The organism is Chryseobacterium shigense (genome assembly GCF_900156575.1).
Taxonomy (GTDB): Bacteria; Bacteroidota; Bacteroidia; order Flavobacteriales; family Weeksellaceae; genus Chryseobacterium; species Chryseobacterium shigense.
In genome coordinates this window covers 781,697-795,300 of sequence record NZ_FTNY01000001.1, presented here as the reverse complement: position 1 = coordinate 795,300, position 13,604 = coordinate 781,697, and the positions used below count along the sequence as shown (strand labels likewise).

Genomic DNA, 13,604 nt, shown 5'->3' with positions numbered 1-13,604 from the left:
GCTTCGTAATCTCCAAACTTCGCAGAGCTGGAATTTTTATCTATTCTCTATTCTTGTAAGTCATGATATCAAAATCAAAGTCAAAAAGTTCTTTTGGATGAATTTGTAATGCTACGGCAAATTTTATCATAGTTTTTAAAGTTAGATTTCTTTTCCCCTTTTCATATTTACTTACTTCTGCTGAATCAATGCCTGTTAAAAATTCTAAATCTTGTTGAGTTTGATTATTTTTCATTCTAATTTCAGAAATACGCTTTCCTATCAAAATTTGCAGATCTTTGTGAAAATCCATTAATACAATGTTTTCAACTAAATTGCATTTATAAAAAATAAATCTTATTGGGATATATGCCAGTGTTATGATTTTTTATTATATTTGTAAAATAAGTTACAATAAATGTAGCTTTGCGATACTTCAAATAAATATAGAAGCTATTGCTTAGAATCTTGTCATTGGAAACTGGTAATTTTTAGACACACAAGACGATAAGCAGGAAGCTCACGACCTAGGCGTGGGCTCTCTTATCTGTGTGCAAGGTATACCAGTACCTCAATGACGGATATTGTAGAGTCCCATGCCGTTTTATTTTCATGCTGTTCTGCTTTTCTACAAATACTTTTCTAAGCCTGCTTTACTATATAAAGTATCATGATCTATTACAATGGGGTGTACAATCCATTGCGGCTTTCGGGCTTTTGTAAAACACAAATTCTATCATATTATCCTTGGTTGGTATGGGCAGGGAGTTCAGGAACATGTGGTCAGGGTTTACTCCTTTTACTACCAGTAAAAAAACGTGTAACAGAAAATATTTAATATTTAACTACAAAAGGATCAAAATAGATCTCAGGGTACTTCAGTATGCTGAAAGTTGGAGCTATGTTTAATTTATACAACCAATTAAAATACAAACCATTAAGGGGGATGAAGATTTTAAGATAAGTTAAGTTCCATCAAAGATGGATGAAGCAGCTTACTGAATAAATAGCTTCGGCTATGATCTTAATGATTCTTAAATCCTTAAAAAGCTCTTAATGGTTAAAAAAATCAAATTTATTTTGTCAACTATTAAAAAAATACACACCTATGAAAAACAAAAGAACAGATTTTGACACCCGGTTTTGGGCAGTTCGCAGAAAGCACTCCGGATTCCAGCTGATGGAGACCTTTTTTAAGTTCAATGATCTGGCTGCCTCTAAAAAGATGCTCAACAGCATTATGAATTATGCAGTAAAAAAAGATCGCTGGATTAAAGAAGATCCGTCCGTGATTTTTCACTTTCGCCAATCGATGCAGTCGTTTGTCCGGGCAGGTTACCTCATTACGCTGAAGGAAAAGAAAAGGACCGTTACTACTCAGCGGGAAGATACTTCTCCGTTGTTTCTCGGCTTGCTTTCGGAGAAAGAGTACCACCATCCTCTGTTGGTCTTTAAAAAAGCATTCAGAGAATACAGCGTACAGGAATTTGATTATTTCCTATCCGGGATGGTTTACTTTTCACTGGGAGCTTATGATCATCTGCCTGAAAGAAATATGATCAGTCCGTACATTCATCTGACTAAAATGCTGGATGCAGCCCACCTTATTTTGGAAAGGAGAGGGAAGAAGTAAACTAACGAATAGAATTTCATTAACGCAAAGATTTACTATCATGATTTATAGAATAGGAGGCAAAGAGGAAATCAATCAAGGATTGATTCGATGAAGCGATCGTTTTATCCGTTCACTTCATCAGCGGTGAAACCGCAACTCTTTGCTTTCCTGAAAATCATCAGAATCTTATAAAATCTTTGCGTTAAAAAAAGCTTGGAGTTTATCAGATACAATCGAATACGGTTTACTCCCTAATAAATTCCTAGCTGAAAATCTTTGATTTTCTTGCGCCTTAAACTATCTACACAGCTTAAAAAACCTTGCGTCCTTGCGACATTCCAACAATGCAATTAGCAAACGTTTATTAGAATAGAAATTTCATTAACGCAAAGGTTTCTATAATCACGCATAGAGTAAGAGGCAAAGAAGGAATCAATCCTTGATTGATTTGATGAAGCGATTGTTTGATCCGTTCGCTTCATCAGCGGAGCATCCGCCACCTTTGCTTTCCTTAAAATCATCAGAATCTTATAAAACCTTTGCGTTAAAAAAGCTTGGAGTTTATCAGATACATCGAATACGGTTTACTCCCTAATAAATTCCTAGCTGAAAATCTTTGATTTTCTTGCGCCTTAAACTATCCATACAGCTTGAAAAGCCTTGCGTCCTTGCGATATTCCAACAAATCAATAAACAAGCGTTGATCTGACTGTTTAAGTTCTGGAATGTTAATGGAATTCCCGCTTTTCTAATGCGCCTTCCCGATACGTTTCAGTATAGATCAATAATCCTTTCTTCCTGGTATTCAACAGGGGTTCCCCTGTTTTTTCATTGTATTGTTGTAGTAATTTGTAAAACTTCCATGTTCCAGCGGGCAACCCATTTTTATATTCTGCTTCCAGATACGTATACGAATCGGTAAAGTCCGGATATTTTTGTACATCCAGAGATCCGTTGGGTTGGGTTTCGATCCATTTTCCTTCTTTATGATGATTTTTCACCAGGCCTTGTTCTTCATTATTTTTAAAAAAACCATCCTTGTCAAAGTATCGGGCAAATTTTCCGGAGGGCAGAATCTGATATTTTTTTAATGGTTTTAATTGAAAAGGATTTTCAGTCAACTCATAATCCTGCAGAGCAATGATCTTATTTTTATCAATATTAAACAGGGTGTAGCTGGCAAATCCCATTTCTCCCTGATGGTTAAGATAGATTCTTTTCATATCGATCAGCTTACCGTCTTTCGTTGAAACTAAATATATTTTTTCGATAAACGGTTCGGCGTAACGTACGGTATTATAGACCGCCATAAAGTACACTGAATAGTCTCCGTAACAGAGAAAACGAGAAGCTATTTTAATTGGATTATATTTTTCATTGACACTCGTGCTGAAGGGGAGAAGAACATCATATTCTTCGGGAAGCAATACAAGATCTTTCTGGATTAGTTTTTCAAATTGTAATCCATTGATTTCCTTTAATTTATTTTCATCCTGTACCGCAGACAGAATGGAGTCAACGGTTTTTCGTTTTGAAAGATCTGAATACCCGAATGGCAGACTGATACAATCCGCTTTATTGGGGTTCAGGAAAGCGGATCCTTTATCCGTTGAATGGGATTCTTTATTGGTTGCCTTATTTTCTGTCTGCGCCTTACTGTAGCAGGAGAAAAGGAAAAGCAAAAGGGTAAAGCAAGCGATATTAATTTTAGGCATAGATATCTAATATTGGGGTGAAACCGTGAACATGCAAATGATTATTATGTCTCGGAGTGGCGGTATGCGTGGTGTGAGGCAATCTTATACTCGTATTGTCTGCCGCACTGGTATTGGAGGTATTGGAAAAATCCTCTGATCGCCCGGATTCGAATCCAAACTCAAAAAGAATATTCCGGAGAATAACCTGATTGTCATAATCAAAATTGGCAGCGGTAAGGATGGTATTGACTCCATTTTGCTGAGTCGTCAATAAATTCAAATCTCCCGCTTCTCCATTCACATGTTCTGCACTGGGATAGCACGAAGCATCAGAATAAGAAAACCCCTGAGATACGATATAATGATTGTGTCCTTCCTGTCTGAATTGAGCCAATGATCCTAAGAAACCGGCAAATAAATCCGGCTGAATGCTTCTTCTTCGGGTATGCTGAAATCCATACCGGATGACCACTCCGTTTTGATTGTAATGGAAAGCTTCAAAAATCTGTGGTCCTACGCCCTGGTTTCCTAAAATATCCATATTGATCAAATCTACACTGTCTGTTTGATTGGCGTACCATTTGTCCGTTGCTCCATCACCGAGGGTTCCGTTAGCATACACCAGTAGCTGATGGGCATCGATCTGTTCTCCGGCAGCTCTGTTTGCGGTGAAATCTATTGTTTCCAAAAGATTTCCTCTTTGGGCCAGCGGTGGAATGGTGTTGACTCTTCTTTTTCTGGTAACACTTTCCTTCGTTCTGGCACAGATCCTGTGTTCATTGTCGTTTTGGTCGTAATAAAAAAAGATCACTTCTGTAGAATGGGTATTGCGAACTTTCTGAATCCTTCTTCTTCTTTCCGGATTTGGAGTAATCACCCGTAAAGTATTGTAGGTATTACTGCCATGATAAATGGTATATATATTTTTATTGACCACTCTGAATCTCCCCCGGTCATCATTTAAGAAAATACCGGCTCCATTGACTTCTTCCTGCCCATCTCCATACGCACATGGATTATTGTCTGTTCTTTCTACCGCTACTTCCAGATTAATAGTTTGATCTCCCAGTCTTCTGGTCCAGTCATCAAAAGTAGCTCTTCCGTCAGGTCTTAGCTGAAGTTTAATAATCGCTTTATTGATATGATCATTTGCATTCGTGTAATGACCATGGTTGCCATTTCTGTTGTTAAGGGCATCAAGATTTCCTACCTGTACGGTAAATAACCTCTGTGCCTCATACCGGTCAGGGGATACAAAACGCATTAACTGTAAGGTATCGGTATTGTCCGTCATGGTATTGGCTGAAGGTCTTATCACCGCATCGATACTCAAGTTGGCCATATTGCTGGTCTCTATGACCAGATACACCGTTTTTCCTAAGATGGAATCGTAGGGAATATTTTGATTCTGATCATCTTGTTGCACATGAGCAGAATCAATTTTCGTGAAATTGACTCTTGTCCCATTGTCTGTTGTGGTTTTTTTGGCAAAATAAACCTCAGTAATACGCTGCAATGAATTGTCGGGAGTATCCGGAGCCAATGGACCGTTTAAAGTTTGGGTTTGCCCGGAATCTGTTATTGTAATACGTGTCGCCATATTATTTTTCTTTTTTTATACGGGAGTTTTTGCTATTTCCTGACGGGAATGATCTGAGATTTTATGAGATAAAGCTCAGACATCCGCTGCTCGTGCAGTTCTTCAATTCATCTTATTTTTTATAGTTCTTCATAGCTTATTTCTTTGAGATGATAGATGATTTTCTTTTGGTAGTTTTCTCCCAGGGAAAATTCTATCGTAAGTTTATGCTCCAAAACTTCTTTGGTTTTAAAATCAAGTAAAATCTGTCCTTTATATTTGTCCAGCTTCGGAACATCTGTTTCATGATGATAAGCAATTTCCCTTCTTTTCATTTCCCCATAAAACATTTCCCAGTTTTTGTCTGAAGGAATATGCCCACTATACTGTAAGAGCATTAATTCATCATCATAACGCATGTCCTCCGGTTGTACCCGCTCTTCTATATCTATTACCGTATTGGTCATAAAATTGCGGTAGCGTACGGTATACTTTGTCGTATTTTCCCGATCATACCTTCCATAAAATTGATGGACGATCATTCCAAAATGATTATTTTTTAAAAAATCCTGACCTACCCAATATTCCTTCTGATAAAATTCTTTTAAGAATTGATACGTATCCTCTGCCTGTTTCCCCACATAGGATCTGGAGAGTTTTTCTACCGTTTTTTCTACTTTATTCTGAAGAACTGATAATTCCTTTATGTTTTTTAATTTTCCATATTCGTCCGTTATGATCACTACCTCATCATTGATTTCTGCAATTCTGGCTAAAAAATCTTTTTCGGACAGTGAGATTTCCTTATCTCTGTGCACTCGGTCGAAAATTTCTATATGGTATTCAAACCTTTCTTTTTCTAAAAGTTTCAGCGCAACATGAAAATTTTTGTTGAGCTCGCTTCTATGCGTTTGTCCGTTGATGGTGGTATATTCATTATAGGTATATCGATAAAATTTCTTTCCTTCGGGAAGATTCAATTGAATATTGATGGGAAATACGGGTTCCATTATTTTTTACTCGTTTTACAATTTGCTGCTGCCTAATTAAACCATTGTTTTTACTTAAAAACTACTTTCCCATCAGAGGAAACCCACTGGTTTTTTTTGTTCCATGATCCGTCACAATCCTGTTGCATCTGTTTAACTATTTTTGCTTTATTCAGGTCAATAATGGCACACGTGTAGTTTTCATGAAGGGTACTGTCTTTAGCACTTTCATGCACATATTCTTTGATGATCCCGTCCACTACTACATACTTTGCATTCGGGGATAGTCGGGAAAAGAGTTCACTTCCGGTCCCTTTAAACTCACTTCCTTTACCTACTTTTATCTTCTTCTTTTTATTAATGATATGAAGATTATACCATAGTTTCATCGGGCTGTTGTAGGAAGCATAATACAATGATAAAGTATCATTTAAAGCAATTAAAGTATCTTTTTTTACTATTTTATTCTGCACATCATGATGTTTTTGCGAAACAACGTTTCCACAAGTAATAAAAATGATTAGAAAGGATGTCAATTTTTTCATGATGATAAGTTTGCGTTTTTCCTTTTAAAAAGTTTTAATTTAACATTTATGAGAAACATTGGTTCAATAATTTTTCATTCATTTACCACCTTACTATTGCCATTTGAATTTGGCATTGATTTTCTTTTTCTCCAAACATTCTTTAACGCTATACTTTGAGGGGCATAAAAAACAATTCTTATCAGAATTTATAAAATACTGATTCAAGCTAATCTCCCGATCATCATACAAAATATGATTGCCTTCTTTTTCACATATTGAAGTTGCAGGATAATCTACATAGTCATCTTTGGCAATTTTATGATGATTAACTGAAGAACTAATCTTGCTTGTTTTAGTAATTGCAATATTGTTTTTATTTTTTCCAATCCGGAAAATGTATGAATCTGAATTATAGAGACTGTTATATTTGATTACCAAACCGTCTTTTGATTGATCAGATAAAAGCTCATAATCTTCTTGAAGAATGTTCTTATCATTAATATTATTTAGAGAAACAGATATTTTGAAGGTGAAATTTCTGTCATTTACTTTCATCTTTTTTAAAGTGTAACAACTGTCACATTTAAAATCAGTAGCCTGATTGATAAACCCTACTTTTTTCTTATTCTGTAAAACCGGAATATCATTATTCACCGGCACACTCTGGCAGCTTTGCAGAGAATAAAAAAGCAAGAAAAACAGGTATATTATTTGTTTACGCATTCTGTATCATATTTAAAAAATTCTCTGGTCCATTTGGTATAACTCTTTCTTTCAGCGATATTAGTTTGTCCTCCATTAATCGCTGTTGTTACTTTTTCAACATTTGAATCCTCCAATCCCTCATCCATGGCATTAATAGTAGCGGTTTTATAAATAGTAGAATACCAGCCGGCAGAATTAAAAGCATGGAATAAATTTTCAGAAATGTTTTTAGCATAGGTCTTTAATCCTTCATAAAAGGCTGCATCGAGACCTTTTTCCTGAGCTTTAGGCCTGTTTTTCACACACTCGCCAACGCTTTCATAACCCGATCTGAATTTCATGTAGGTTTCTGAATGGGTAGTACCATTAACGTAGTCATAATAGGCTAGATAATTGTAGTCATGGGTTATTTGTTTCATTCCTCTTCCCTGGAAATCGACACCGCCTTTATAGTTATCAGGGACAGAATCTCTACTTTCAAAGGTATAGGTAAAGCTTATGGTTTCCAGATACATCTGGCCTATGAAATGTATTTTTCTTTTGCAGGTTTTAATTTTAAATTTCTTAAACATCGTATTCATTTCATCGGTAAATAGTTTTATTTTATCTCTGTTTTCAGAGATTTTTCCGCTGGTAATACCGATGGCAATTATTTTTTCTTTACCACTAGTAAAAAATGAATCCCTTTTTGACTTGTAATTTTGTTTATCTCTCAAATGATAAATTAAATCTATCATCTCATCAACTGTGATATCTCTGTTGCAATAACAAGGAGTTCCTGTAATCTCAAATCGTTCGCTATCTTTATTTAAAAATTCATGGGTCTCATCCGGAAATTTCACTTCATCCTCTGTTCCTGCTACTTCAGCTTTGAAATATAAAAAAGCATTCACATTCTCTCTTTTATTAAATTTTTCTATCAATTTTTTCAGATCCGGGTCACTTTTGGGACGCAGTGTTATTTCTTTAGCGTATACTAATGTTCCATTGATACTGAATTCAATTTTGCTTTTCTCTTCCTCCCCATCTAAAAATTTGACAGGATTTTCATATACGTTCTCCGGATTTGTTAATTTATTTTCATGGATCTCAACAGAGAGTTTTCCACTGGTTCCCTGACAGATTGCGACCACCCATACTTTCTTTTTAATGATTGTTTTATCTATTTTTTCATAATCAAAAACAGGTTTACCCTCTTTCATTTCCTGTACTTCTTCTTCCCAGGTAAATTTTACCGATTCTTTGGCTTTTAATTGTACAGAATCTTCTTTATCTGCCTTGATGTTCCTTCTTCCTTTTTTTTCATACTTCTTTTTGACGTCAGATACCAGACCACCACTTTTGACCGTATACGTTTCTTCCTTCGTTTCCCAAATCATCTTAGGAACCTGTTTCGCAAAATATATTTTCACTACATTCACTTCATGATCCACCTGGTGCGGCATATCATAAACCTTCTGATTGGGATTGGCAGAATAATCATCTTTTTGTTGTTCTTCACTCATGGCGTTTTATTTTGAGCTGATTAGAATTAACTTTATATCTATATTATAATTGGGAAACAATTTCAAAATCTACATAAAAGGTTGAATGATTTTATAATTAGTATTTATTTAAAGGTTATTGTTAATAAAGGTTCTGTACTTTTTAATAATAAAAAATGACACTGCAAAAACGAACAGGTTAAAAGGTATGGCGCTTATGATAGCTAAACCACCCCAAGTTAAACCATACAACATATCTGAAAATATTTTTTTTAAAAAATCAGATCCCTGGGGAAAGTACCCTGCATTCATATCAAAAAATGACCATAAAAGACCAGAAAAAAGTAAAGAGGGCACGATCCAGAGTACATAAAAAACGAAATAAAATACTTTGTTGTAAATCATCTTTTTGTTTCTTCCTAATAATACCATCGTTATCATAAAAAAAACAGCAAATACCATTATAAATGAATAAGGGTACATCCAGTGATAGGCCGATCCCAAAGGAGATCCTACTACTTTATCAACAAGTTTGTTCAAAATAAAATACAGTAGTGATGCAGCGATATAAAAAACAACACTACATACAATAGCAGATGATAATCTATTCAATTTCTTTAGAGATAGTATAAAATTCATGAGATACATTTAAATATTTTACATCTATTCTTCATTTATGGTCCAAATGGTTTTTTATCTTCTTCAGTTTTTCATACGTTTTATTTTGAGCTCATTATTGAAAATCACTTGATTTATTATACTTTGTTGCCAAGTCTTTACTAATTTTTAATCTTAATGTTGAGGGTAAATCTTTTAATGTATTATTTAGATTATCATTGAGCATACATTTCCCATCTTCTCCACAATAATATTTTATATGATACAGATATTTTTTCTGGTTATACAAGATAATGTACGAGACTTTTGTATCATTATCCCAATTCCCGCAATACGTAAAGGGGATGAAGATAGCCTCATGCTTATTGATGTTATAACTAGATATATTATTTGTTTTTAAATTGATTAAACCTGATTGTGCATAGGGATAATTGTAAACTATACTATCGCTGTAATTTTTATTTTTGACTGCAGCACTGATAATGGTTACCGCTCCGTCAAATCTGTTTTTTTCAGCGTTACAGGGATTAATTACTTTTACCGTAAGCTTATTGGACACTGTTCCGTCTTTAAAGTTTTTATGGATGATCAATGAATCCTGATAATACCTTTTCAAAGTATCATTAACCGACTTTTGCCCGAAAACAGGTATAAAGAAAAATACGATCAAACTAGTAACTAAGCTTTTCATTTTTTGTATAGTAAATTGGTAATTCATCATCTTCAGATTTTTTGGTGTATTCTGTAGGATATATGGAAGAGGTTCTTTGCCCGAAAGTTCCCACACAAACTTTGTTTCCCTGATTTCCTCCCAGATAATATATGGTTTTCCCATCACTACTCTTTCCAACAGCTATACTTACGTGATGCTTATTTAGTAAAACACATATTGAACCCACTAAAGGTTGATTACCTGCTATAAGTTTGCCCCATACCGGATCATCAAATTCTTCTTTTTCCAAACCTTTTTTATCTGTTGGATTTTTCTTGAAACCAGCTCTGTATCTGGTCTTTTCTTCTCCGTATGTATAAGCACCCGGATCTAATTGGGCAGAATATCCGCTGTTTTTTAAACACCAGCCTACAAATGAAGCACACCAGGAACTGTTATCAGTATTCGCACAGGCTTTTGGTTTATTTTGTCGGTTTATAGCGTGGTATTCATCTATGATTTTTGAGCAATGGGTGGATTCTGAAACACCAAGTTCCTGTTCTTCGCGGGCCTTAATAACCCATGGCTGTTCCAGGTATTTTATTTTGAAATATTTCCCTAATTCATTTAAGAAGGTATTTTTTAAGCTACTACTTCCTTGGTTACCAAGATATTCAATTTTTGGTTCATCAGAAGTAACTTCTATGTATACCGATGCTTCTTTGTCTGGGCTTGCTGCTATGAGTTTTGCTAAATTAAATGATAAATCATCAGCACGTTGATTAAGCATTAGCTTGAGCACTGCTTTGTTTTTGAACTGACTTGAATTTTCTATCGTAGGATCATTTGCAAAATTATCAACCTCTATTTCAAATTCACTTTTTGCTTTGACACCCGCATATTTTGAAGCGTCTGTAACTTTCTCTACCTCTTTTATATCGATTAAATTTACTTCAGCATCAACATCTGTTAAGACCTTATTTTTACCGCTTTTAATTTTAACCTTTATTTTTTTTCCTGAAAGTCCTTCAGTATCAACAACGAGAGCAACCTGATAACTTAATCCCCGTTCTGTTATTCTTTCCGTAGATATTTTGGTGGTCTCTACTTTCTTTTTTACGGAAACTTTTTTACCCAATTTTTTGTTGTAGACTTCCTCTTCCTTTTCAACAGGAGTGCCTTTCTCTGAAATCCATTTCACAAAGTAGGCATCAATAATTTTAGGAGTTTCATCATTTTGAATCTCACTTTTTATACTTTCCACCTTTGGAATTGGCTTCGCAACAGCAGTATTAAATTCAGGGTCACAAGTGATAAAAGACTCTTTTACTAAGGTTGTTTGTTCCTGTATAATCGAGGTTCCCAGGTTTTGCCACGGGCTCAATTTTATGACGCTCATGCAGGGAGGAGGAGACATTTTTCTTGCGGGCCATTTGGGGTGTCCGCAGGTTCCTTTAAATTGAAGGTTGACCATGTTATTTCCATCCCCCTCTGTAGCAAATATCTTATCCTGAAGGTTGATTTCGTTAGAGGTCACTTTCAGTGCGCCTGGCGCCTGAGCGTAGGGACACTTCAACTTCGCTCCATGCATGACCATTTCTCTTTTTTCTAAAGGAGAATCTTCGTTTGCTTTTTTTTGTTTTTCTGCTCTTTTTTCAGAAAGCTTACGATCATGCGCTGAAGTATTCTGATCTTCCATGTGTTACTATTTTGGATTGCATTCAATTGTTGAGGCCGTAATTATATTTATCCGGAACCAATGAAAACTTACTTTCACATCCGTTATGCATTTAGCCTTTACTTACTTTCACGTCTTTTCCTCCCTGGAATACGGCTAATGATGATCCTCTCAATTTTAAATCGCCCTTAGAAGTCTGTATATCCGCTTCTCCGGAAATACTTTTAAAGGTATTACCTGTGCTTTCTGTCTGATCTTTTTTAACGGTTACACTTTTATTTTCAGAGGTTTGAGTGTATCTTTTTGTAATAGATTCAGTATGGTCATTTCCAATATTCAGGGTACTGTCCTGTCCGATTTTAGTGGTCATATTTCGTCCCACTGAAATCTTCATATCTTCTCCTGCTGTAAAAGTCATATTCTTTGGTGCAGTAACATGAATGTTACCCTGACCATCCATAAAATAAGTATTTCCGCTTGGATCTTTAATGGTGACACTTTTTTCGGCATCATTCATTAAAACCATAATACCGCTTCTCGTCTGTATAGATTTTAAATGGTTGTCGATGCCTCCGCCCAGGCCTACCTTCCCGTGAAACATTCCGCCCATTGCAAAGGGAAAATCAGGGTTGTGGTATTCAAATCCCACCATCACCTGATCGCCAATCTCAGGAATGGCTACAAAACCTCTGTTTTGAGTGATGGCATCAGTTCCCCCAGCATCCGGGCTCATCATTCTTATAAAATGAGTCGTATCATTCACCTGCCAGTCAAACCGGACCTGGATTCTTCCCTGATTCAATGGATCTACATTGGATATTACGGTGGCTACCTGCGGTTCTGCTTTAGGCATTTCAAAATCTGGTTTTGGCATAAAACCTGTCCCTTCAGCGATGGCTTCAAAGCTTCCTGTATAATATCCTCTGGCATCTACTTCATGGCTCACCTCTGTCACCATAAGTGTTGTAAAATGCGAAGTATCATTGCTGTTCGTCTTTCTCATGGCCAGATCTGCAACACAGCCGATATATAGGAACGGAACTGTGGTATGGCCTGAAACGGTAAAGACCTCTACAGCTTTACTTCCTCTTGCACTCTTCTGGGAATCATCTACATCACGGAACATATTGGCATTGATGGGAGTAGGTGTCAATGACCGGGTTGTGAAAATGCTATCGTTGAGGTCATAGGCTTTGGAAGACAATTCTCCCAAATGTTGTATACGGTCATCCACACCCACCATTTTAGTATGGCTGCTGCTGTTATAGCCGAAGTATTCCGGTTTGGTGTGAACGGCTTTCAGTTCTACATTCACATCATTCACATTGCTTCCATACACCAGCTGGATCGGTTTTTCAGAAGAGGGAAGTTTTCCGAAATGTAGAATTTCACCATCATAATAAAACTGTTCTCCATAGGCTTCTGCAATCCTTGTAAGGTAATTGTAATGGGTTTCGTTGTATTGTGAACTGTAGCTGATATAACTTTTATTCTGGGTATCTATCCTGAAATCAAATTTGCTTGATCCCAGCGTTTCCTTGATAATCCGGTTGGCAATAATATTGGTATTCACCATTTGGTCTCCTCCGAAACTTTGGGTATGGGGGGCAGAATCCATGAGAATAGTAGGGCTTTTTCCTTTTAAGATAATATTTCCCAGACTCATTTTTTCCTGACTAAAGGCTACTTTGGTAATGAGGCCCACAAATGTTCTTTCGGGGCTTTCATTTTCAGCATCTTTATATTTAAAAACAATGGTGATTCTTTTTCCTAGAAACTTTTGGGCCTGTTCAAGGTTGTGATTTTGTACTTCGCCCAGAGAATCATGCGCCAATACGAGTTCAAAATCATGGTGCTTTCTTGCACTTTGTTGTAAACGAAAGTGTTTAAAGTGATTGATAGCCTTGCCCTCAACCACAATTTCCAGTTTTACCACACGGTTGATGCCCGAAATATGGTTTTCTGAAACTTTATCAGAATTTGAGGTGTTTTTCATAATATATTGTGCGTTTTTTGTGATATTATGTCACCTAAGTTAGATAAAAAACACAGTACTCAATATAAAATTACATTAAATCTGA

At 35.9% G+C, this 13,604-nt stretch carries 11 protein-coding genes; 1 reads left to right on the top strand and 10 read right to left on the bottom strand.

Going from position 1 to position 13,604, the window contains the following annotated elements; all coding sequences use genetic code 11:
* Window positions 1–40: 40 nt before the first annotated feature.
* A complete protein-coding gene (locus BW964_RS03665) occupies window positions 41–292 on the bottom strand; it encodes a helix-turn-helix domain-containing protein (protein ID WP_076504773.1) in 252 nt (83 codons plus the stop codon).
* Window positions 293–1,087: 795 nt separating this feature from the next.
* On the opposite strand from BW964_RS03665, the gene BW964_RS03660 reads away from it, so the two are divergent.
* Entirely contained in the window at window positions 1,088–1,612 is a 525-nt protein-coding gene (locus BW964_RS03660) for a hypothetical protein (RefSeq protein WP_076504772.1), read from the top strand.
* 710 nt (window positions 1,613–2,322) lie between these two features.
* On the opposite strand, the gene BW964_RS03655 is transcribed toward BW964_RS03660, so the two are convergent.
* The 9 genes from BW964_RS03655 to BW964_RS03610 all read right to left on the bottom strand — a co-directional run bounded on the left by BW964_RS03655 (window position 2,323) and on the right by BW964_RS03610 (window position 13,519).
* A complete protein-coding gene (locus BW964_RS03655; protein ID WP_076504770.1) occupies window positions 2,323–3,309 on the bottom strand; it encodes a hypothetical protein in 987 nt (328 codons plus the stop codon).
* Complete coding sequence (locus BW964_RS03650) at window positions 3,302–4,891, bottom strand: hypothetical protein (RefSeq protein ID WP_076504769.1); 1,590 nt, start codon at window positions 4,889–4,891, stop codon at window positions 3,302–3,304. The genes BW964_RS03655 and BW964_RS03650 overlap by 8 nt, the downstream gene beginning before the upstream one ends.
* 119 nt (window positions 4,892–5,010) lie before the next feature.
* A complete protein-coding gene (locus BW964_RS03645) occupies window positions 5,011–5,880 on the bottom strand; it encodes a hypothetical protein (RefSeq protein WP_076504767.1) in 870 nt (289 codons plus the stop codon).
* Between the two features lie 50 nt (window positions 5,881–5,930).
* Window positions 5,931–6,404, bottom strand: a complete 474-nt coding sequence (locus BW964_RS03640; RefSeq protein WP_076504766.1) for a hypothetical protein — start codon at window positions 6,402–6,404, stop codon at window positions 5,931–5,933.
* A gap of 93 nt (window positions 6,405–6,497) precedes the next feature.
* On the bottom strand, window positions 6,498–7,109 hold the full coding sequence (locus BW964_RS03635) for a hypothetical protein (RefSeq protein ID WP_123912019.1): 612 nt from the start codon (window positions 7,107–7,109) through the stop codon (window positions 6,498–6,500).
* Window positions 7,094–8,596 (bottom strand): hypothetical protein, encoded by a 1,503-nt coding sequence (locus BW964_RS03630; RefSeq protein WP_076504763.1) that lies wholly within the window; start codon window positions 8,594–8,596, stop codon window positions 7,094–7,096. Before BW964_RS03630 ends, BW964_RS03635 begins: the two co-directional genes overlap by 16 nt.
* A gap of 712 nt (window positions 8,597–9,308) precedes the next feature.
* Window positions 9,309–9,884 carry a hypothetical protein gene (locus tag BW964_RS03620; protein WP_123912018.1) on the bottom strand — a complete coding sequence of 192 codons (576 nt, stop codon included), beginning with the start codon at window positions 9,882–9,884 and terminating at the stop codon, window positions 9,309–9,311.
* Window positions 9,865–11,442, bottom strand: a complete 1,578-nt coding sequence (locus BW964_RS03615; RefSeq protein ID WP_165789213.1) for a PAAR-like protein — start codon at window positions 11,440–11,442, stop codon at window positions 9,865–9,867. The genes BW964_RS03620 and BW964_RS03615 overlap by 20 nt, the downstream gene beginning before the upstream one ends.
* A 193-nt stretch (window positions 11,443–11,635) precedes the next feature.
* A complete protein-coding gene (locus BW964_RS03610) occupies window positions 11,636–13,519 on the bottom strand; it encodes a type VI secretion system Vgr family protein (RefSeq protein ID WP_076504756.1) in 1,884 nt (627 codons plus the stop codon).
* Window positions 13,520–13,604: the final 85 nt, after the last annotated feature.

Excerpts from the sequence above, each read along its gene's own strand:
- BW964_RS03635 (WP_123912019.1), bottom strand. The coding sequence starts at position 7,109 with ATGCGTAAACAAATAATATACCTGTTTTTCTTGCTTTTTTATTCTCTG.
- BW964_RS03630 (WP_076504763.1), bottom strand. The coding sequence starts at position 8,596 with ATGAGTGAAGAACAACAAAAAGATGATTATTCTGCCAATCCCAATCAG.
- BW964_RS03655 (WP_076504770.1), bottom strand. The coding sequence starts at position 3,309 with ATGCCTAAAATTAATATCGCTTGCTTTACCCTTTTGCTTTTCCTTTTC.
- BW964_RS03610 (WP_076504756.1), bottom strand. The coding sequence starts at position 13,519 with ATGAAAAACACCTCAAATTCTGATAAAGTTTCAGAAAACCATATTTCG.
- BW964_RS03650 (WP_076504769.1), bottom strand. The coding sequence starts at position 4,891 with ATGGCGACACGTATTACAATAACAGATTCCGGGCAAACCCAAACTTTA.
- BW964_RS03660 (WP_076504772.1), top strand. The coding sequence starts at position 1,088 with ATGAAAAACAAAAGAACAGATTTTGACACCCGGTTTTGGGCAGTTCGC.
- BW964_RS03665 (WP_076504773.1), bottom strand. The coding sequence starts at position 292 with ATGGATTTTCACAAAGATCTGCAAATTTTGATAGGAAAGCGTATTTCT.
- BW964_RS03620 (WP_123912018.1), bottom strand. The coding sequence starts at position 9,884 with ATGAAAAGCTTAGTTACTAGTTTGATCGTATTTTTCTTTATACCTGTT.
- BW964_RS03640 (WP_076504766.1), bottom strand. The coding sequence starts at position 6,404 with ATGAAAAAATTGACATCCTTTCTAATCATTTTTATTACTTGTGGAAAC.
- BW964_RS03615 (WP_165789213.1), bottom strand. The coding sequence starts at position 11,442 with ATGGTCATGCATGGAGCGAAGTTGAAGTGTCCCTACGCTCAGGCGCCA.
- BW964_RS03645 (WP_076504767.1), bottom strand. The coding sequence starts at position 5,880 with ATGGAACCCGTATTTCCCATCAATATTCAATTGAATCTTCCCGAAGGA.